The organism is Paraburkholderia flagellata (genome assembly GCF_021390645.1).
GTDB classification, from domain to species: Bacteria; Pseudomonadota; Gammaproteobacteria; order Burkholderiales; family Burkholderiaceae; genus Paraburkholderia; species Paraburkholderia flagellata.
The window spans coordinates 618,435-639,190 of sequence record NZ_JAJEJT010000003.1; the positions used below are offsets into that span (position 1 = coordinate 618,435).

20 protein-coding genes are annotated in these 20,756 nt (G+C 63.9%); 14 read left to right on the plus strand and 6 right to left on the minus strand.

The genetic code is table 11. From position 1 onward, the window contains the following. Positions 1-61 precede the first annotated feature (61 nt). The 4 genes from L0U83_RS26450 to L0U83_RS26465 all read left to right on the plus strand — a co-directional run bounded on the left by L0U83_RS26450 (position 62) and on the right by L0U83_RS26465 (position 4,931). The gene (locus L0U83_RS26450; protein ID WP_233887118.1) at positions 62-1,345 is read left to right on the plus strand and encodes a c-type cytochrome; all 1,284 of its coding nucleotides are present in this window, start codon (positions 62-64) and stop codon (positions 1,343-1,345) included. Beyond that, a complete protein-coding gene (locus tag L0U83_RS26455; protein ID WP_233887119.1) occupies positions 1,342-1,854 on the plus strand; it encodes a (2Fe-2S)-binding protein in 513 nt (170 codons plus the stop codon). Before L0U83_RS26450 ends, L0U83_RS26455 begins: the two co-directional genes overlap by 4 nt. Beyond that, a complete protein-coding gene (locus tag L0U83_RS26460) occupies positions 1,851-4,118 on the plus strand; it encodes a xanthine dehydrogenase family protein molybdopterin-binding subunit (RefSeq protein ID WP_233887120.1) in 2,268 nt (755 codons plus the stop codon). The genes L0U83_RS26455 and L0U83_RS26460 overlap by 4 nt, the downstream gene beginning before the upstream one ends. A gap of 108 nt (positions 4,119-4,226) precedes the next feature. Beyond that, on the plus strand, positions 4,227-4,931 hold the full coding sequence (locus L0U83_RS26465; protein ID WP_233887121.1) for a TetR/AcrR family transcriptional regulator: 705 nt from the start codon (positions 4,227-4,229) through the stop codon (positions 4,929-4,931). 107 nt (positions 4,932-5,038) lie between these two features. Here L0U83_RS26465 and L0U83_RS26470 read toward each other — a convergent pair whose 3' ends face one another. From L0U83_RS26470 to L0U83_RS26485, 4 genes are all read right to left on the minus strand, one after another. After that, positions 5,039-5,434: a BON domain-containing protein gene (locus L0U83_RS26470; RefSeq protein ID WP_233887122.1), complete on the minus strand. Its 396-nt coding sequence runs from the start codon at positions 5,432-5,434 to the stop codon at positions 5,039-5,041. After that, entirely contained in the window at positions 5,431-6,129 is a 699-nt protein-coding gene (locus L0U83_RS26475; RefSeq protein WP_233887123.1) for an HD domain-containing protein, read from the minus strand. The genes L0U83_RS26470 and L0U83_RS26475 overlap by 4 nt, the downstream gene beginning before the upstream one ends. Before the next feature lie 23 nt (positions 6,130-6,152). Next, positions 6,153-6,326: a hypothetical protein gene (locus L0U83_RS26480; RefSeq protein ID WP_233887124.1), complete on the minus strand. Its 174-nt coding sequence runs from the start codon at positions 6,324-6,326 to the stop codon at positions 6,153-6,155. Between the two features lie 108 nt (positions 6,327-6,434). After that, positions 6,435-7,418, minus strand: a complete 984-nt coding sequence (locus L0U83_RS26485) for an alpha/beta fold hydrolase (RefSeq protein WP_373321116.1) — start codon at positions 7,416-7,418, stop codon at positions 6,435-6,437. Positions 7,419-7,765: 347 nt separating this feature from the next. On the opposite strand from L0U83_RS26485, the gene L0U83_RS26490 reads away from it, so the two are divergent. Beyond that, complete coding sequence (locus tag L0U83_RS26490; RefSeq protein ID WP_233887125.1) at positions 7,766-8,656, plus strand: helix-turn-helix domain-containing protein; 891 nt, start codon at positions 7,766-7,768, stop codon at positions 8,654-8,656. Positions 8,657-8,793: 137 nt separating this feature from the next. Here the strand turns inward: L0U83_RS26490 and L0U83_RS26495 are convergent, their stop codons facing one another. Further along, complete coding sequence (locus L0U83_RS26495) at positions 8,794-9,951, minus strand: FAD binding domain-containing protein (protein ID WP_233887126.1); 1,158 nt, start codon at positions 9,949-9,951, stop codon at positions 8,794-8,796. Positions 9,952-10,379: 428 nt separating this feature from the next. Here L0U83_RS26495 and L0U83_RS26500 point away from each other — a divergent pair, with 428 nt between their 5' ends. From L0U83_RS26500 to L0U83_RS26535, 8 genes are all read left to right on the plus strand, one after another. Then, the gene (locus L0U83_RS26500) at positions 10,380-10,865 is read left to right on the plus strand and encodes a VOC family protein (protein WP_233887127.1); all 486 of its coding nucleotides are present in this window, start codon (positions 10,380-10,382) and stop codon (positions 10,863-10,865) included. A gap of 1 nt (position 10,866) precedes the next feature. Beyond that, positions 10,867-12,090, plus strand: coding sequence for an FAD binding domain-containing protein (locus L0U83_RS26505; RefSeq protein ID WP_233887128.1), 1,224 nt, complete (start codon positions 10,867-10,869; stop codon positions 12,088-12,090). A gap of 76 nt (positions 12,091-12,166) precedes the next feature. Continuing rightward, positions 12,167-12,529, plus strand: a complete 363-nt coding sequence (locus L0U83_RS26510) for a DUF485 domain-containing protein (protein ID WP_233887129.1) — start codon at positions 12,167-12,169, stop codon at positions 12,527-12,529. After that, positions 12,526-14,160 carry a cation acetate symporter gene (locus L0U83_RS26515; protein ID WP_233887130.1) on the plus strand — a complete coding sequence of 545 codons (1,635 nt, stop codon included), beginning with the start codon at positions 12,526-12,528 and terminating at the stop codon, positions 14,158-14,160. Before L0U83_RS26510 ends, L0U83_RS26515 begins: the two co-directional genes overlap by 4 nt. A 51-nt stretch (positions 14,161-14,211) precedes the next feature. Continuing rightward, the gene (locus L0U83_RS26520) at positions 14,212-15,333 is read left to right on the plus strand and encodes an amidohydrolase family protein (RefSeq protein ID WP_233887131.1); all 1,122 of its coding nucleotides are present in this window, start codon (positions 14,212-14,214) and stop codon (positions 15,331-15,333) included. A gap of 234 nt (positions 15,334-15,567) precedes the next feature. Continuing rightward, positions 15,568-16,710 carry an FAD binding domain-containing protein gene (locus L0U83_RS26525; protein ID WP_233887132.1) on the plus strand — a complete coding sequence of 381 codons (1,143 nt, stop codon included), beginning with the start codon at positions 15,568-15,570 and terminating at the stop codon, positions 16,708-16,710. A gap of 181 nt (positions 16,711-16,891) precedes the next feature. Continuing rightward, positions 16,892-18,016, plus strand: a complete 1,125-nt coding sequence (locus L0U83_RS26530) for an alkene reductase (RefSeq protein WP_233887133.1) — start codon at positions 16,892-16,894, stop codon at positions 18,014-18,016. A 256-nt stretch (positions 18,017-18,272) separates the two neighbouring features. Then, the gene (locus L0U83_RS26535) at positions 18,273-18,740 is read left to right on the plus strand and encodes a DUF3331 domain-containing protein (RefSeq protein ID WP_233887134.1); all 468 of its coding nucleotides are present in this window, start codon (positions 18,273-18,275) and stop codon (positions 18,738-18,740) included. A gap of 109 nt (positions 18,741-18,849) precedes the next feature. On the opposite strand, the gene L0U83_RS26540 is transcribed toward L0U83_RS26535, so the two are convergent. Then, the gene (locus L0U83_RS26540) at positions 18,850-19,512 is read right to left on the minus strand and encodes a DsbA family oxidoreductase (protein ID WP_233887135.1); all 663 of its coding nucleotides are present in this window, start codon (positions 19,510-19,512) and stop codon (positions 18,850-18,852) included. A 100-nt stretch (positions 19,513-19,612) separates the two neighbouring features. Here L0U83_RS26540 and L0U83_RS26545 point away from each other — a divergent pair, with 100 nt between their 5' ends. Further along, a complete protein-coding gene (locus L0U83_RS26545; RefSeq protein WP_233887136.1) occupies positions 19,613-20,515 on the plus strand; it encodes a LysR family transcriptional regulator in 903 nt (300 codons plus the stop codon). Positions 20,516-20,756 lie beyond the last annotated feature (241 nt).

Below are 20,756 nucleotides of genomic sequence, written 5' to 3' on the forward strand. Positions count from 1 at the left end.
GGCGCGCGGTAGCGAGCGCGATGACCCGGGGCGCGCGTGCCATTGCACATCGGGAGCCTTCATGAACCGCAGACGACTCTGGATCGGTGCGGCGGCAATCATCGTCGCGGGCCTGGCGGCCGCCGTGGCCATCATGTACAAACCGCCCATCGCGCCGATCACGCCGCCATCGCCGGACAGCTTCGATGCGCAGCTCAAGCGCGAGGGCGCGCGCGTGGTCGCGCTCGGCGACTGCATTGTCTGCCACACGGCGAAGGACGGCCGCCCGTTTGCGGGCGGCTTGCCGCTCGCCACGCCGTTCGGCACGATCTACGCGACCAACATCACGCCCGACCCGCAAACGGGCATCGGCGCGTGGTCCGAGGCCGCCTTTGCACGCGCCGTGCGGCACGGAATCTCGCGGGACGGGCATCTGCTCTATCCCGCGTTTCCGTATGTGCATTTCACCCGCATGTCCGACCACGACATCGCCGCGGCTTATGCTTACCTGATGAGCCGCGAACCGGTTCAGGCGAGCGCACCGGCCAACCAGTTAATTTTTCCGCTGAACTTCAGGCCGCCGGTGGCTTTCTGGAACCTGCTGTTCCTGCGCGCAGGTCCCCGCGAGGCGGACGCTGCACAGGACGCGCAGTGGAATCGCGGCAAGCTGCTCGTGGATGGTCTCGGACACTGCGCCTCGTGCCATTCGCCCCTGAACGCCATCGGCGGTGAGAAAGCGGGCCGCGCATTCGACGGCGGCGTGGTGGACGGCTGGGAAGCGCCTCCGCTCAACGCGCTCGACAGCGCGGCGAAGCCGTGGACGAAGACGCAGCTCGTCGCCTACCTGCGCACCGGACGCGCCTCGGAGCATGGCGCCGCCGCGGGCCCGATGCTGCCGGTCACGCGCGACCTCGCGAGCGTGCCGGAGGAAGACGTCGAGGCGATTGCCACCTACATCCTCTCACTCCAGAAGGGTGCGCCGCGTGAAGCCTCGCCTGCGGTGCGCGTCACGGCACGCGAGGCCACGCCCGCCGAACAGCGTGGCGCCGTGCTCTTCAACGCCTCCTGCGCGCAATGCCACGGCCCGGGCTCGCCGATGCAGACGATCGGCGAGCGCCCGACGCTCGCGTTCAGCACGGCTGTCAACTCGGGCACGCCGCGCAACGCCGTGCAGATGATCCTGAATGGCATCACCTGGCACGGCGCGGACACGATGAACTACATGCCCGCGTTCATGGGCGTCTACGACGACCGGCAAATCGCCGACCTCGTCGCCTACGTGCGCGGCACCTACTCGACACGACCCGCCTGGCCCGACGCCGAACCCCTCGTCGCCCAACTCAGAAAGGAGGACAGTGCGCGATGATTTCACTGAATGTAAACGGCGTCCAGCATTCGCTCGACATCGACCCCTCCACGCCGCTGCTCTATGCGCTGCGCAACGATCTCAAGCTGCATGGCGCGAAGTTCGGCTGCGGGCTCGGTCAATGCGGCGCGTGCACGGTCATCGTGGACGGCGAGGCGACCTTCTCCTGCCTCGTGCCCGTCAGCGCGATCGGCATGCGGCCGGTTCGCACGCTCGAAAGCCTGGGCAGCGCAACGCATCCGGGCGCGCTGCAGCAGTCGTTCATCAAGCATCAGGCGGCGCAGTGCGGCTATTGCATCGCGGGCATGATCATGCGCGCGCAGGCACTGCTGGATCGCAACCCGCATCCCACGGAGCAGGAGTTGCGCGCGCAGATGGAGCCGAACCTGTGCCGTTGCGGCACGCACATGCGCATTCTCGCCGCCATCCGCGACGTCGCGGGCCTGGCCGCGCCTCAGGCGGGCGCCCCGGCCGCGCATCCCATCACTGCTGCGAAGACCGCATCATGAGCCGCCACGACGACGACCCCATCGACGAACGCCGCCGGCACTTCATGATTTCCGGCGCGCTCTTCGTCGCATTCAGCATGGTAAAGGGCGCGGACGTGCTTGCCCAGGAAGTCATCGCCGACGAAGGCGCGGCCGTGCACGTCGCCAGGGAGACCCAGGCGCTTGCGGGCAGCCTCAAGACCAATCCGCTGCTCGATGCGTGGATCAAGATCACGCCCGCGGGCAAGGTCACGGTCTTCACGGGCAAGGTCGAACTCGGAACGGGCGTGCGCACGGCGCTGCTTCAGGTCGCGGCCGAAGAGCTGGACATGGCGCCCTCGCTCATCACGTTCCTCACCGCCGACACGGGCGCCTCGCCCGACGAGGGCCTCACGGCGGGCAGCCATACCATGGCCGACAGCGGCACTGCGCTGCTCAATGCCGCCGCGCAGGTGCGCGGCCTGCTCGTCGACGCAGCCGCAAAGCGCTTTGGCGTCGACGCGAGCGGGCTCACATCGAGCGATGCCGTTATTCGCACCCAGGACGGCCGCACCATGACCTACGGCGAAGCCGTCGGCCTCGTGGACCTGCATCGCAACGCAACGCCCACTTCGCCGCTCAAGGACCCGAAGACGTTCCGCGTGATCGGCACACCGCTCCCGCGGCTCGATATACCGTCGAAGGTCACGGGCGGCGTGAGCTATGTCCACGATATGCAGCTGCCGGGCATGTTGCACGCGCGCGTCGTCATGCCGCCCGTGTACGACGCGAAGCTACTTGCATTCGACGAAGCTGCCATCATGAGGATGCCCGGCGTCGTCAAGATCGTGCGTAACGGCAGCATGCTGGCCGTGGTTGCGCAAGGCGAATGGCAAGCGGTGACGGCGCAACGCGCCCTTGCGGCCAGCAGCCAATGGTCGCCTGGACGCGCCCTGCCCGATCCGGCTACCGTGCATCGCGATCTCAAACCGCTCTGCACGCAGCAGATCAAGATCGCGGACCATCATGCCGCCGCCGCGCCCGCCGTGAAAACGCTGGAAGCGCGCTTCATCAAGCGGTATCTGCTGCACGGCTCGATCGGACCTTCGTGCTCCGTCGCGCATCTCGACGGCGGGCAGCTCACCGTCTGGACCCATTCGCAAGGGGTCTATCCGCTGCGCGAAGCGCTGGCCGAAATGCTTTCCATGCCAAAGGAGAACGTGCGCTGCGTCCACGCTGAAGGCTCCGGCTGCTACGGCCACAACGGCGCCGATGATGCTGCCGCGCATGCCGCGCTGATCGCCACGGCCATGCCGGGGCATCCGGTGCGCGTGCAGTGGATGCGCGAACAGGAGCACACGTGGGACCACTTCACGCCCGCGATGGTGACGGAGGTAAAGGCGTCGATCGACGCGACCGGGCGCATCGTCGACTGGCAATACGCGCTCTGGAGCAGCTCGCACAATGAACGCATCGTCAACGCCGGGCGTCTGCTGCCCGCACGGATGCTCGAGAAACCCTTTGTTTCAGCGCCCTCGACGCCGATGCTACAACCCGAAGGCGGCGGCGACCGCAATGGCATTCCGCTCTACACGCTGCCGAACATCGAGGTGATGAACAACTTCTCGCCGACCATGCCGCTGCAGACTTCGGCGATGCGCTCGCTCGGCGCGCATACCAACGTGTTCTCCATCGAGAGCACGATGGACGATCTCGCGCACATGGCCGGCATCGATCCCGTCGAGTGTCGTCTGCGTCACATGGACGACCCGCGCGCGCGGGATGTGATCCAGCTTGCGGCGAAGCGGTTCGGTTGGCCGCGGCCGCCGCGTGCGCGCAACCGCGGCGTAGGCTTCGCGTTCGCGAAGTACAAGAATCTGATGGCCTATGTCGCGATCGCGGTGGAAATCTCCATCGAGCCCGAAACGGGTCTCGTGAGGCTCGAAGAAGCGCAGGCCGCCGTGGATTGCGGCCAGGTCGTGAATCCCGACGGCGCGCGCAACCAGATCGAAGGGGGCATCGTGCAGTCGGCCAGCTGGACGCTGCACGAGGAACTGCGCTACGACACGAGCCGCATTCGCAGCTTCGATTGGGGAACGTACCCGATCCTGCGCTTCGATTCGGTGCCGAGACGCATCGACGTGCACCTGATCGACCGGCCCGGCGCGCCGTTCCTCGGCACGGCGGAGGCCTCGATGGGCCCCACCGCGGGCGCGCTCGCCAATGCGCTGTTCGACGCGACCGGCAAGCGGGTGCGCGAAATGCCGCTGGCGGGCGACGCGCTGAGGAAGCTCATCGAGGTGTAAAGGCCGCGTTTCTGGCCGTTTCCGGTCCGCCGCCGGGGCCGGCGGCCGCTAGCCACCTGGGGGCAAAGTTTGTATGATCCACTGCACCCATCGAGGAGTGGATCCAGCATGCCCCGTAGAGAATCCGCGCGGACCGAGCCGCCCGACGACGCCACGAATGCCGGCCAGCCCGGCGCGGGGCGGCGCCTGCCGCCCGAGGTGCGCGAGCGGCAAATCGTCCTCAAGGCCATCGATCATTTCGCGACGCACGGATTTTCCGGGAGCACGCGCGAGCTGGCGCGCCAGCTCGGCGTCACCCAGCCGCTGCTGTACCGCTATTTCCCCAGCAAGGAAGCGCTGATCGACCGCGTGTACGACGAAGTCTACGAGTGGAACACGGCGTGGGAAAAACTCATAACGGACCGCGCGATTCCCATTCAGGAACGCATGGTGCGCTTTTACACGGCTTATTCGAAAGTGATCCTGCGGCGCGAGTGGATCCGCATCTTTATCTTCGCCGGGCTCACCAAGGAAGGCATCAACTCGCGCTACCTCGGGCGCCTGCGCGAGCGCGTATTCATGCCGATGATGCGCGAGATCCGCGTAGCGTACGGCGCGGATGCCGCCACGACCGCCACGGAGCGCGCGTCCGACCTCGAACTGATCTGGAGCCTGCACGCCAGCATTTTCTATATCGGTGTGCGCAAGTGGATTTACGCCCTGCCGGTGCCCGAAGATATCGACGCGCAAATCGCCCAGCAAATCGACGCCTTCCTCAATGGCGTGCCCCATACGCTCAAGCAGTCGCGCCGCAAGCCGCGCAAGCCGGCATAGCGCTGGCTGAGCTTCCGGGCAGCGTGCGCCTGTCCGAATGTGCGGACTCACGCCATGACGGCGCCGGGCGGCTCGGCAACTCGCACTTCCGGCGCCCCATGAACCGCTCAGTTGCCAGCCGTGCGCACCGTCAGCCGGTTGACGACCTGGCTCACGCCTTCCACGTCTTGCGCGCGCTGCTGTGCGGCCGCGATCTGGGTAATCTCTGGAACCGATCCGGTGAGCGTGACCACACCCGACTTCGCGAGCACGACGACGTTCGCCATCGGCACGCCCCCCTCTTTCGTGACCGCCTTGCGCACGTTTGCCGCCAGCTTGCGGTCGGCGGCTTTCGCGGCCTTGTGAGCCGCCTGGTGCGCCGCTTTCTCCTGTGCAGCACCCGATGCGGCGATCGGCGCGTGCGTCACGACAGGCGGCGAATAAGACGTTGCCGCATCGGCGGCCAGGGCCTGAGCGCTCGTAAATGCAAGTGCCGCCAGCGTCACAATGACACGGTGATTCATGATTTTTGTCTTCTTGAGTGGGAGAAAGGGTTCTTGTCCGGCTGACTCCAGCGCGAGCCGAGAATCAGCCCGCAAAAATTCAGCCGGCAGTAATCGGGATCGAGGCGGGCAAGAATGTCCGCGCTCCACGTGCCGCTCGTCGTGTGCGGTCGATGTGCGACGCCTCTGCCTATCGCGCGGATCACGTCTTCGTTGAACGTGGCTTCGCGCGGATAGGCCGCGAGAATCGCCTTACGCTCGGCGCACGTGTACGCGTCGTAGTTCGTACCGACGAGATCGGTCGCCGCCCCTTGCGCCAACAGGCGCGCAAGCGGCGAAACATGCTCCGGAATGCCCGGCGTGGTATGCAGGGCGATCGCACGCCACACGTCCTCGACCACGTGGGGAGAGACACCCGCAAGCAGCGCGCGCGCCGCGTCGGCGCTGTCCACCTCGTAACGCAAGTTCGAATGCGCATAGGCTGGGCTCAGGCCCATGTTGGCGTACATCGCGCTCACATAGAGCGTTTCCGCGTCGCATACATGACGCTCTCGACGGGCGGTAAGCGCCGCGAATACGAACACACGACGCGCGTGTCCGACCAGAACCGGATCGAGCGCCGCGCAGGCGTTCTCGACGGCGAGCGTCGCGAGCGCGGTGCGCGGAATGCGCACGCCCGCCACTTCGTCTGGCGATGCCGCAGGTTCAGGTTTCATCACGCGCTCCGTGCTCGCGCCGATCAGGTCGCGCGAGCGAAGGCGGCCAGCGCACTTTCGTAGATTTCCAGCGGCGCGTGACGGACGAGCCGGACCACTGCCCGCGACCGGATGAACACGACCGGACGTCCGGCGCCCCAGTCCTTGAAGTGGAGTGAGGTGCCGTCGGCGGTCTCCACGAAGCTCTGAACGCTCATACGTATCTCTTCGAATGAATTCGACCGGTATCGAGTGTGCCGCCTGCTGTTCTGTCTCGAATGCGATCAACACCGCAGGCGGCCGGGCGGCTTTCCTCGAAGCCGGCCTTATTCCTTCAGGAACGCCAGCAGATCCGCGTTCACCTGGTCGAAATGCGTGCTGCACATGCCATGCGGCGCGCCGGGATATACCTTGAGCGTAGCGTGCTTGACGAGCTTCGCCGACAGGCGTGCCGAATCGTCGATCGGCACGATCTGGTCATCGTCGCCGTGGAGGATGAGCGTCGGCATGTCCATCTTCTTCAGGTCTTCCGTGTAGTCGACCTCGGAGAACTGCTTGATGCACTCGTACTGGCCTTTGATCGAGCCTTGCATGCCCTGCCGCCAGAAGTCCTGAATCAGACCCTGCGAGATCTTCGCGTTCGGGCGGTTGAACCCATAGAACGGCGTTGCGAGGTCGAGATAGAACTGTGAGCGGTTGGCTGCCACGCCGTCTCGAATGCCGTCGAACACGGACATGGGCAGGCCGCCGGGGTTGGTCGCCGACTTGACCATCTGCGGCGGCACGGCGCCGATCAGCACCGCCTTTGCCACCCGCTTCGAACCGTGCCGTCCGATATAGTGCGCGACCTCGCCGCCACCCGTCGAGTGGCCGACGAGCATCGCGTTGCGCACATCGAGCGCATCGAGCACGGCCGCCAAATCGTCTGCATAGGTGTCCATATCATTGCCGGCGGACGGCTGGCCCGAGCGCCCGTGCCCGCGACGGTCATGCGCGATCACGCGATAGCCCTGATTCACCAGAAAGAGCATCTGCGGATCCCACGCGTCCGCTGAAAGCGGCCAGCCGTGCGAGAAGACCACCGGGGTCCCCGTGCCCCAGTCCTTGAAGTAGATCTCGGTGCCGTCCTTGGCCTTCACGTAGCTGGCGCCGCGCTGATGTCCGTTGCCGGTATGCGCGGCGGTGCCGCTGGCGGCCGACGCCACCGCGGGCAGGCCCGACATGGCGACCGCGCTGGCCACGCCTGCACTGGCCGAGAGAATTCGGCGTCGCGTCGGCGACGGCGCGATCGCGTTTTCTTGCAAGTTCATCGTTGTTCCCCGTCGTTGCAGACCCGTACGCGAGGTGGCGCGTGATGAGTCTGCGCGTTGCTGTTGTCCACGATGCAAACAGGCCATGCCCGCATCCGGAACAGAGCTTAGCGACGTGGCATTAAAAGGTCCTTTTCCGGCACTTAAATATGCTTAATGGCGCTTTCAGATACCGGCAACGCGCCGGCCGGACCCCGAACAATAAGACGATTCGATGCCCCAACTATGCGGCCCCCTTTTGCAGTTCACGCAGCCAGCGCGTTTTTTCTTTCTGCGCCATAATTGCAACGCATTACCGGAGGCCGCATCCAGTTCGATGGGTAGCACCGATGATTTCATCAGCGTTCATGCCAAATACATCAACCGGTTCGAAAGACTCGCTCGGGTGTGTTTCCACCAATCTGCGCCGGGACGTGCAAGTCGAGAACGGCGACATCACGTTCTTTCGCAAGTGCATGGACAAGCCGGAGTTGGAACGCATCGCCATGCCTGGATGTGAGCGCGGCTTTCTCGTGGGCGTCTCGTTGCGAAGCGGTCACCGGCGCAAGATCTTCCGCGGGGCGCAGACAATCGATCGGCGCTTTCGTGACAACTCGATCTATATCCGCGACTTCTCCGAAGACTACCGGGCCGATCTATACGGCAATTTCGACTTTCTGCTGGTCGAGTTGTCTCGCGCTTTCCTGAATCACCTGACCGACGAGCACAATGTGCCTCCGGTTCAGGGGCTGACCTGCGCGGTCGAGCAGGAAGACGTCGTGCTCGGCCATCTCGCGCGTGCACTCACTGCCAGCCTCGAAACGTCCGGCCACGTCAACGCGCTGCTCATCGAGCAGCTCGGCGTGGCGATCGGCACGCATCTCTCGCATCAATACGGCAACCTGCGGGCCACCGATGAACGCGTTAAGGGAGCACTGTCACGTGCCTGCGCGGCCCGCGCGAAAGACATGCTGCTTGACTGTTCTCGCAACGGGCTCTCGATTGCCGATGTCGCTCGCGAATGCAACCTGTCGCGCGGCTATTTCATTCGTGCGTTCGCGAAGGAAACGGGGCAAACGCCGCACCAATGGGTGCTGGAAAAGCGCACGGAGCAGGCGCGGCAGCTCATGGACGCCACGGACATGACGCTTTCGGAGATCGCGGCGACCTGCGGCTTTGCGGATCAAAGCCACTTGAGCCGCGTGTTCCTCAGGATCGTCGGCACGTCTCCGGGGGCATGGCGGCGCCGGGCGGAGTGATGAGCGGCGCCCGCGGCGCGCTCACACGAGCATCCGGCAATTTCGGTCGCGCTAGTAACCCCTGCCCACTATCGCGACGGCCGCCTCCTTCGTGACTTCGCGGCAGCAAATGACGGGCCTTGTTTCTCAACGGCGCGTCATGGCGCCGGGTGCGGGCTGAGGTCACCCATGATCTGCGCGCCGAGATCGACGCCGAACTCGCACAGACGTACGCCATTGCGCCACTCCACCGCTTCCCACTGCTTCAGGGCCTCGTCGATCGGCCTTTCGGGGTCGCGCAGCCGCTGCGCAAGGGCCACCGCGTTTGCGGCGGCCTTCGCAGCGCCCGCGCCAGTATGCGGCCGCGCGACAAAGGCCGCGTCGCCCAGCAGCAGCGCCCTGCCGAACACGAGCCTGGGCGCCCGATAGTCCTGGATGACCTGCAGAAACGGGGCTTCGGTCGCGTGAACCAGTGCGGCCAGCGCGGGCGCGAGTTGCTCGCGGGCGTCTGCCTGCAGACGGGCGCCGATCTCGTCGCTGAGGGCACCGGGGGGAACGGACAGCGCACGCTGCACACGGTGCCGGTCGGTCAGCGCAGCGTCGAGCGGCGCACCCGCTGCCAAAGGCCGGTACCACACCCAGTTCCAGCGCCGCTCCCCCGCACGAGTCGAACCATCCTCGCCAGGGATGAGATAGGTCAGCAACTGATGTCCGTCGCCGCTCTGGAACGTGAACGCATCGGCGAGCCTGGCCGCGGTCGTCCGGTCGACAGCCGTTTCTGGCAGGAGACCGCGCCAGGCCACATATCCCGCGTAGTCGGGAAAATCGTCGGGCAACAGCAGTGAGCGCGTCGTCGAATACGGGCCATCAGCGCCAATCAGGAGATCCGCGCGAACACGCTGGCCATTCGACAGCATCACGTCGATGCAAGCGCCGTCCTGTTCGAAGTCCGAGAGCGCAACGCCCGAATGAACCACCCCATCGGGCAGTCCCGCTCTCAAGGTGTTGTACAGCACGCTCCAGGCGGTCTGCGCCTGCGGCATGCGCTGACGGAACAGCACCGCGCCGCTCGCATCGAGATACTGCCGGTCCCGCGATGGCACGCCAAGCTGCGGCGCGTGCGCGATGCCCGCAAACTGGAATGCTTCGAGCAGATCTGGCTGCATGACGAGGCCGCCGCCCCGGCTGTCCAGTTCGCTAATCGAGCGCTCGTAGATATCGACCGTCCAGCCGACGGCTCGCAAGGCCGCGGCGGCGAAGAGCCCGCCCAGCGAACCGCCAATGATCACTGCGTGACGCGATGTTTGATCAGCCATGTTGTTGCTCCTTCGGTTTGGCCCTGCGGATAGGTCATTAGCGTAGTCATGACGGACGCAATTCAGAATCCAGGCTGGGCGCAATACAGCATTGCGTTGCTGGCAACCCGCACCGCCCATTCAGGCTTGTCGCGGACCAAAGGCGATGTCGCCCCTATCTAATTATCATTAGATTAATAGTGTCGCATAGCCACCGGAACAGCGTCGTCAAACGGCAGGAAACGCCGCCTATGTGCGCCGCTTCCACGCTGACACTCGTTCGGTATTCCGCACGCGCTATTAGCGCAGCCTCATCTTCCAACGTCCACTCGTCATGCTGGCTCACGCCCAGGGTTAACACCGTTTCAAGCGGACCTTGCTCGAAATCATTTTTGCACTAGAATTTATCAACCGATCAGTAATCGATCGATAAATAGCAGGAGCACATCATGCCCGTTACACAACTCGCCCACTACTCGATTCGCACGCTAGACCTCGAAAAATCGTGCCGGTTCTACGAGCGCGTGCTCGGCTTCAGGCAGGGCTATCGCCCTCCGTTCGACTTCCCCGGCGCCTGGCTGTACAAGGGCGGCGACGAAGGCGACTACGGCACGGTTCACATCATCGGTGTCGATCCCGACAATCCGGAAGGACTCCTTGCCTATCTGGGCGACAAGACACTGCCTGCAACCGGAACGGGCACTGTCGACCATATTGCGTTTCTCGCCACCGGCGTTGAAGCCATGTGGAAGACGCTGCGCGCCGAGAACATCGCGTGGCGCGACCGTACTGTACCCAGCCTTGGACTCCACCAGGTTTTCATCGAAGACCCGTCGGGCGTCACCATCGAACTCAATTTCCCCGCTGCCGAAGTGGCTCATTTGAGCATTCCAGGCGCGGCCCAATCGCAGAACGCAGTCGCCAATGGAGCGTGACATGAACAACATTTCCACAAACCGGAAAGCGGCCATCATCGGCGGCTCGCTTGGCGGTCTCTTCGCCGCGAATCTCCTGCTGCGCAACGGCTGGGATGTCGACGTATTCGAGCGCGTGCCGGAGGAACTGTCCGGCCGCGGCGCGGGGATCGTAACGCACCCAGAATTGTTCGAGGTGATGGCCGCCGCCGGCGTGCGCATCGACGAATCGATCGGCGTAAAGGTGCAATCGCGCGTGACCTTCGCGCAGGACGGCTCGATTGTTTCCGAACGCGAACTCCCGCAAACACTTACGGCATGGAGCAAGATGTACCACGCGCTGCGCGCCGCATTGCCGGATCAGCACTACCACTCTGGCGCGAGCGTGACGGACATTGCAGACGGTCCGGAGCGCGCCACTGTCACGCTTTCCGACGGCTCGTCCGTTCACGCCGACCTCGTGATCGCCGCCGACGGATTCCGCTCCGCGGTGCGCGAGAAGTTCCTGCCCGAAGCTCGGCTCAAGTACGCCGGCTACGTGGCCTGGCGCGGTCTCGTAGACGAGGCTGCGCTGTCCAGCGAAACCCATGCTGCGCTCTTCGAAAAGTTCGCGTTCTGCCTGCCTCAGCGGGAGCAGATCATCGGCTATCCAGTCGCCGGGCAAGGCAATAGCACGAAATCCGGCGAGCGGCGATACAACTTCGTCTGGTATCGCGCCACCAGCGAAGACACGGATTTGCCCAACCTGCTGACCGACGCCACGGGCAAGGTGTGGGCGGGCGGCATTGCGCCGACGCACATCCGGCGCGAAGTGCTCGCCGACATGGAGGAGGCCGCGTTCGCCCTTCTGGCGCCCCAGTTTGCCGAAGTCGTCACGCGGGCAACGCAACCGCTCTTCCAGCCGATCTTCGATCTCGAAGTCCCCAGGATGGCGTTCGGCAGGATTGCGCTCCTGGGCGATGCCGCCTTCGTCGCGCGGCCCCATTGCGGCATGGGCGTGACGAAGGCCGCTGGCGATGCGATGGCGCTGGTAGCAGCCCTTACACGCAACGCGGACACACTCGATGCGCTAGCCGACTATAGCAACGTGCGTACGCAATTCGGCATCGCGATCGTCCAGCACGCCCGCCATCTCGGCGCCTATATGCAGGCGCAGCTCAAGGACGAAACCGAACGCGAAATGGCTGAGCGTTACCGGACACCCGAAGCGGTGATGCGGGAAACCGCCGTTCCCGCGCATTTCTGAGCGCAAGCGGAGGCTGACATGGCAGGTCAGCCGCGCCGCCTATCGGCTACACCGTACTCGACATTGAGGAGACATCGTGGAACATCCAGTCCCAGCAATCGCGGGCGCCGCCATGGAGAGCATGGCCGCACCCGTTCCCGCAGCGCATCCGCTGCTCAACGACGCACGCTTTCGCGAGCTGGTCAAAAGACGCCGGACATTTGCGTGGTCGCTGACCTTCCTGATGCTCGCGATCTATTTCGCCTTCATCTTGACCCTCGCATTCTCGCCCAGGTTGCTCGGCACGCCGATCGTGTCCGGCGAACCGACCACGTGGGGTATCCCGGTCGGCTTTGGCATGTTCGTTTTCACGTTCGTTCTTGTCGCCGTATATGTCCGTCAAGCCAACTCGGTTCATGACGGCATGGCGGCAGCGATCCGCGAAGGAGATGGTCAATGAAGCGCCTTCTGTCGCCTGCGGTCCTCGCCTTCGTTGCGTTCCCCGCACTCGCAGCCGAGCCCTCGTCGCTCGCGCGCGGACACAATCCGATCGCGATCGGCATGTTCCTGCTCTTCGTGGCCTCGACGCTATTCATCACCCGCTGGGCCGCCCGCAAAAATCACAGCGTGGCCGACCACTACGCCGCCGGTGGCAAGATCACCGCGTTCCAGAACGGCTGGGCGATCGCGGGCGACTACATGTCGGCCGCTTCGCTGCTCGGCATTTCCGCGCTGGTTTTCACGAGCGGCTATGACGGCCTGATCTACTCGATTGGCTTTCTCGCGAGCTGGCCGATCATTCTCTTCCTGATCGCCGAGCCGCTGCGCAACCTGGGCAAATACACGCTGGCGGACGTGGTCTCCTACCGCCTTCAGCAGCAGCCCATACGAGCCTTCGCGGCGTCCAGCTCCATCGTCATCGTCCTGCTGTACCTGGTCTCGCAGATGGTTGGCGCGGGCAAGCTCGTCGAATTGCTGTTCGGCCTGAACTATACCTTCGCGGTCGTCATCGTAGGACTGCTGATGGTTATCTACGTTTTCTTCGGTGGCATGCTCGCGACAACGTGGATCCAGATCATCAAGGCGGTTCTCCTGCTTGCCGGCGCGGCTTTCATGGCGCTAATGGTTCTCGTGCATTTCGGCTTCAGTCTCAATGCGCTATTCGCCCAGGCGGTCATCGCGCATCCGAAGCACGCCGCCATCATGAGTCCGGGCGGCCTCGTTTCGGATCCCGTTTCCGCGGTATCGCTGGGTCTTGCGCTGATCTTCGGCACGGCCGGCCTGCCTCACATCCTGATGCGATTCTTTACCGTCGCCGACGTCAAAGCGGCGCGCAAGAGCATCCTTTACGCCACGGGCATTGTCGGCGTCGGTTACGCGCTCATTATCGTGATCGGCTTCGGGACCATCGCGCTCGTCGCCACGGACCCGCAATACCATACCGCTTCGGGCGCCGTGATCGGCGGCACGAACATGGTGGCCATCCACCTCGCGCATGCGGTCGGCGGGAACGTGTTTCTCGGGTTCATCTGCGCCGTTGCGTTCTCAACCATTCTCGCCGTCGTGGCCGGTCTCACGCTGGCAGGCTCGTCTGCGATCTCGCACGATCTGTACGCGAACGTCCTGCGCCGAGGCAAAGCTTCGGACCGCGAGGAAATGCGCGTGGCGCGCATGACCACGCTCGTGCTGGGCGTGCTGGCGATTCTGCTCGGCATCGCATTCGAAAAGCAGAACATCGCCTTCATCGTGAGCCTGACATTCTCGATCGCGGCCAGCTCGAACTTCCCGGTGCTCCTGCTTTCCGTTTACTGGCGCGGCCTCACCACGCGCGGCGCGGTTCTGGGCGGGCTGGTCGGCCTCGCCACCGCCGTCACGTTGACGGTCTTGAGCCCAACCGTCTGGGTGCAGGTGCTCGGGCACGCCCACGCGCTGTACCCGTATGAATATCCCGCGCTGTTTTCCATGGCCGCCGCGTTCGCCGCAATTGTCTTGTTCTCGCTGACCGACAACTCTGCGCGCGCTACACGCGAGCGCGCGCTCTTCGACGCGCAACTCGTCGAGTGCGAGCTTGGCATGGTGCGTCACGGCTAATGGCATGCAAGCTCGGCCAACGAAAAACTCAAAGCATCCGGAGACACAACAATGAATTGCCTTTGCTGCATCTCACCCGGCCGTCGGCGCGTGCTAGGCGCGCTCACGGCCCTGGCCGGCACCGTCGTGGCGGGGCGCACCGCCTCCGCGGCTGAGCCGCAGATCGAGACACCGCGCGTGGCGCCGGCCAAGGTCAGATCGATCGACATTCATGCGCACTACTACCCTGAAAGCTATTGCGACCTTGTCGGCGGCGACGGGAAGCGGTTCGGTGGATCGTTCGTCTGCGACGACAAGTCCTTCATCTTCCAGTCGCCCGCCGGCGGTCTCGGTCCGCTGCCGATGAAATTCATCAACGTCGACGAACGCCTGAAGGACATGGATGCATCGGGCGTGGATGTGCAGGCGCTCTCGCTGAGCGTGCCGATGGCCTATTGGGGCGATCGGACGTTCAACGCAAGGCTCGCACGCGAATGGAACACGGCGGCATCGCGCGTTTACCAGCAGCATCCGTCCAGATTCGTTGTGCTCGCGACGCTGCCGATGCTCAACGCCACCGACTCCATCGACGAACTCGACCGGGCCGCGCAGTTGCCGGGCGTTCGCGGCGTGTACATGGGGACGAACATCAATGGGCTCGACCTCGACGATCCTCGGTTTTCGCCGATCTTCGCGCGTATCGAGCAACTGAAGCTACCGGTCTTTCTGCACCCCCAGCAGACCGTGGGCGGCTCACGGCTCGGCGACTTCTACCTGAGCAACCTGCTCGGCAATCCATTCGATACGGCAATCGCCGGTTCACATCTGATTCTCGGCGGCGTCCTCGACCGTTATCCGGAACTGCACGTGACGCTACCCCATGCGGGCGGGGCGCTGCCAATTCTTGTTGGACGTCTGGACGCCGGCTGGACGGTGAGGCCCGAAACGCGGCGGCTGGCGCAAAGGCCGAGCAGCTATCTGCGGCGGTTCAGCTACGACACAGTTTCGCATTCCGGCCCGGTGCTGGACTATCTGATGCAGAACATTGGCGTCGATCGGCTCATGCTCGGAAGCGACTATTGCTTCGACATGGGCTACGAGCAGCCAGTCCGCTTTCTGGACCGTCTCGACCTGAGCGCGGAGCAGCGCGCGATGATACTAGGCGGCAATGCGGGCAAGCTTCTTCGCATCTAGCACGCGACTGCGCCGCCTGAAAATCTGAAAAGTTCTGAAATGGCGGCCTCGAATCGTTCAGAAAGGACTTGATGGCGGCGCGCGAGGCGCAATAACGTTATGCTCTGCGGGCGGTGGCAGCACACGCGTCCTGCCCACGGGTTGCGCGCCCAAGCACGACTGGCGGCGCCGCAATGGGCCGTTTTTTTGCGCATGGCGCCCGGCGCCTGACGATGAGCATGGGAGTCAGCAACAATGAAAGTCATCATTGCCGGAGGCTCGATCGCCGGTCTTGCGGCCGCCCTGACGCTCGATTGCACCGGCCACGACGTAGAGATCTACGAGCGGTCCGCAACGCCCCTGCGCGGCCAGGGCGGCGGCGTGGCCGTCCTGCGGCGTATGATGGCCTTCCTCGAACAGCACGGACATCACAGCCGTGCGATGATCAGCGTGCCGACGCGCCGCCGCCGCTGGATCGACCGGGACGGCGCGCTCACGCGCGACGAGCCGGAGATGCTGCCATTCTCATCGTGGGATGCGGTCTACCACTCGCTTTGCAGCACGTTGCCGCACGAACGCATTCGGTACGGCCAGACGATCACGGGATTTAATCAGGATGCCGACGGAATTGATATTCACGTCGGCAAATGCGCCGTACGTGCCGACGTCCTGATCGCCGCAGATGGCACCGGCTCAACGTTGCGAACGCGGCTTTTTCCCGGCTATGCCCCATCATTCGCTGGCTATATCGCATGGCGCGGCATTGTCGACGAAGCGGATTTCGATGCCGAGGCAATCGCCGTGCTGGTCGAGAATATGACGTTGCACAAAGCGCCTGGCGAACTCTTCATGGCATTCCTGATCCCCGCGCTGGACGGATCGGTTGCCCCGGGGTCGCGACGTTTCAACTGGCTCTGGTATCGCAACGAAACGGACACCGAAGCGTTGCGCCGCCACTTGACTGATCGTGCAGGCACCGTTCATCACGCGTCGATCCATGCGGGCCAACTCTCGGACCGCTCCGTCTCGACGCTCAGACAGCTCGCCAGCGAACGGCTTCCTGCCGTATTCGCACAACTGGTGCTGGCCACGCGCGCGCCCTTCGTTCAAGCCATCTTCGACGCGCTGAGCCCCGACTTCGCACAGGGCCGCGTCGCGCTGGTAGGCGACGCGGCATGCACGGTGCGCCCGCACACGGCTTCCGGCACGTCGAAGGCCGCGGCCGACGCCGTCTCGCTCGCGCAGGCGCTTGCGCCGGACGCCACCGACGTCGTGCAGCGCCTTGCGGACTGGTCAGCGCAGCGACGCGCCGAGGTCACATCGCTACTCGAAAAAGGACCCCAGCTTGCCGCGTCGTTCGGACTCGGCTCGCCGCTTCGAGGCCCTGAGCAGGCGTAAGCGCGCCACCTCTCACATCGGGCCGCGCCTATGCCTGCTCATCATTGCCGCCCAGTCGTCTGCGCCGTGATCACTAGCGTCCGGCGCAAAACTGCGTAGCATACGGGACGGATTCTCCGTGGCCCCGATCGGCGATAACGTTGCAGACATCCCGCTCCCCTTCCCATGCACGGAGATTCCCATGTCTGACGCTCTCTTCCAACCGATTCGCCTCGGCCGCCACTCACTCGCACATCGCGTCGCCATGGCGCCGCTCACGCGTTCGCGCGCGGGCCAGCCCGGCAATGTGCCGACCCCGATGAACGTCGAGTATTACCGGCAGCGCGCCGGCGCGGCGCTGATCGTCACCGAGGCCACGCAAATATCGCAGCAGGGCCAAGGTTATGCCTGGACACCCGGCATCCATAGTGCGGAGCAGATCGAAGGCTGGCGAGCCGTGAGCGAGGCCGTCCATGCCGAAGGCGGCAAGATCTTTCTGCAACTCTGGCACGTGGGACGCGTCTCGCACCCGGTCTTCCAGCCCGGCGGTGGCCTGCCCGTCGCGCCGACGGCGATGCCCGTGCCGGGCAAGACGTTCATCGTCGACAGCAACGGCAATGGCGCCTGGGCCGATGTCCCGGTGCCCCGGGCATTGACGCTCGAAGGTATTGCGCAGATCGTGCAGGACTTCCGCGTCGCTGCGCGCCATGCCATGCAAGCCGGTATGGACGGAGTCGAGATTCACGCCGGCAACGGCTATCTGATCGATCAGTTCATCAATAGCGATAGCAATCGCCGTACCGATGTGTATGGCGGCAGCATCGAAAACCGTACGCGCCTGCTGTTCGAAATCGTGGAAGCGGTCAGCGACGAGGTAGGCGCGGTGAACGTCGGCGTGCGGCTCACACCCATGGGACGCTTCATGGGTATGGGCGACGAGACGCCGGAAGCCACCTTCGGCCATATCGCCGAGCGCCTCGATGGCTGGAAACTGGCTTACCTGCACCTCGTCGAGCCCGCTATTGTCGGCACGGTGAAGGACGAAAAGTACGATCCCCGCTGGGACGCCATCATCGAGCTCATCCGTCGGCAATTCAAGGGCGTCTTGATGCTTGCCGGCGGCTATACGCTGGAAACCGCGACGCATGCGATCGAAAGCGGCCGCGCGGACCTCATCGCGTTCGGCCGTCCGTTCATCGCCAACCCGGATCTGCCTGCGCGTTTGCGTGGAGCGCTGCCCCTCAATGATGCCGACCCGGGCACCTTCTTCGGCGGTGACGAGCGAGGCTATATCGACTATCCGGCATTTGCGTCCATCTCGGACTGACAGCACAGTGAAGGGCGGTGGGCAGTTGGCCGCCGCCGTAGCCCGAACCCCGCAGACCCTTCTGGCGCGCTTGCTGCGCCTTCGACGTTTCAGGAATTTTCACCCTCAGGCTCAGGATCTTTTAGCAGTCGCGATCCACAATAGCGTTGCCTGTCCGGCCTCAACGCGATGTCGTCCCGCGCGGCGCCCGGAACAGTGGCGTGCCCAGGCGGCCTTGCCTGGACCCGATCGCGTGCATACGAAACGGAGCTGCCCAATGGACCCCTGCGCAAACGACGAACCGTGGAAGCAAACCATCCTCTCGCTCGAACGAGCCTCTCGCTCGTCCACGGACATCGAAGCCATGGATCACGCAAGCGCAACGCGCAAGGCCGATCGCGGGCGTACGCAACAGGGAACGGCGCGATCTGCATCCCACGTTCCGTTTTCCGGCTATATCCGCATACTCGAACGCCTTTCGAGTACAGCCGTCTCGCTCTGCTGGTATGACGCGACATGTGGCCATTACGCGGATCAGCTCTGGAAACGCACTCACTCGCGCCGCAAGACGATTTGCACCCTGACGGGCAGGACCGTCAACCGTGGCGACGCCATCTACCGCCCCTATCGCCGAGGCCTCCGGCCGGCTAACGCGAACCACTCGATTCTGGCCTGCGTGCTGGAGTCGTCCGAAGGGCTCGATGTCGAATTGGCATTGGGCCGTCGATATGAACTGGAACACTAACCCGCGTTTCGGCCGAGTTGCTCGACGCCACGCGCATCCGCGAAACCGGATGCGCGCGACGGTTGATTCGAGCGCGAGGAGCACCCCGCGCGCTCAACGTGACGCACTACTAAGCGACTATGCCCGCCCCGCTCTCTTTGTTCGCGGCCGTGCGCAACGCGCGGCGAAACACCGGGACAGGCTGCGCACCGCTCACGACTTCGTTCCTCAGCTTGACGTATGGTATGACGCTGACCGATTCGAGAGCGGAGGCGCCTTCGAGCTTGCGCACCTGTGCACATCCGTCTTGCGATGCGAACAGTTCGCTCACACGTATCCTGTCGAGCCCCACAGAAGCGGCGATATCCGTCAACACTTCCGTGTTGCCGATATCGCGTCCCTCTGTGAAGTGGGCGCGAAAAATCGCATTGACCAAAGAGCGCGCGTCGCCGCCTTCGTTCTGGACGAACCACACCAGCCGGTGTGCCGCCAACGTGTTCGGCGTGCGCTTCACCTTGCCGTAATCGAACGTCAGTCCATGCAGCCTGCCTTCTTCCGTCACGTGCACATCCATGGCCTGCGAGCGAGCCCAACTGCCGAATTTCGCCGTGCGATAGGCCTTGCGGTCTCGCCCCTCTTGCGGCATGTCCGGATTCAGCTCATATGGCATGAACACGTACTTGACTTCCTCGCTCACGCCTTCCGCCGTTACGGCTTCCTCGAGCTTCTTTTCGCCAATCCAGCACCACGGGCAAATGAAATCGTGCGTGATACGAATTTCAAGCGGTTCCATCAGTTTCTCCTTCAAATGTGCCTGCACACAAGATAGGGCCGCTTGTCGAAAGCTAGAATAGGAACAGCATGCAACGGTTCGTTGCACCGGAGACAAAGCGATGGATAAACTTCAGGCGCTACGCGTGTTCGTCGTGGTGACGGAGAGCGGCGGCTTCTCGAGCGCGGCGCGAAAGCTCGAACTCGCGACCTCATCTGTCACGCGTGCTGTTGACGCGCTCGAAGAAGCACTCGGCACCGCGCTGCTCAACAGGACGACGCGCCAGGTCACGCTATCCGATGCGGGCAAGACGTATTACCTGAGCGCAAAGCGCATTCTCGAAGACATCGCCGAAGCCGACGCCGCCGTCACCGACCGCGGCGACGCGCCCTCCGGTCCGCTCCGGGTATCCGTGCCTGTGGAGTTTGCGCGGCAGTGCATCAGCCCGCATCTCGGCGCGTTCCTGTCGCGCTATCCCAAACTCGATCTGGACATCACGCTGACCGACACGGTTTCCGATCTGGTGTCCGAGCGGATCGACCTGGCCATCCGCCTTGGCACGCCGCCTCCAGACGCCAGTGTGATCAGCCGGCACATCGGCAACTTCAGCCGGTATGTCGTGGCCAGTCACGCTTATCTGAGCGAATTCGGCACGCCAGCGGAACCCAGGGAATTGACCACGCACCAGAGCCTGCGCTTCTCTTATGGAGCCGACCGGCAAGTTTGGACGTTCCGCAAGGATGGCCTGCAGTCCGAAGTCGCGGTTATGGGAAGACTGAAGACCAATAACTCGGACATTCTCCGCGAGGCGGCGCTGAATGGCGCCGGCATTGCGTTGCTCCCAAGCTGGCTCGTGGCCGCCGATGTGCAAAGCGGACGTCTGACCAAGCTCTTCGAAGACTACGAAGTCAACCCGAACAACGCCCGGTCCGCGGTAACCGCGCTTTATTTGCCGAACCAGCGCGGATCGAGACGTATCGCCGCCTTCATCGAACTCGTCACCGGGGCGGCGAACTTGCAGTGATTGGTGCCCCAGCCGATCCCACGGCCGCGGATGCTTGTCATGTCAGTTTCAAAGTCAGGTGATAATTCGAAAAGCGCGATTTCGGATTTGCCATACCAATGCCACTCACATCATGTTCCACTTTGCTTCGGTTCGATCGTTCGTGCGAGTGAAACATATTTGGCATACAGCAGGCGAGTTATGTCGCGCCACGTAGCGATACACCCTGTTTTCGAGTGACATTTATACATTCCGCTTAACA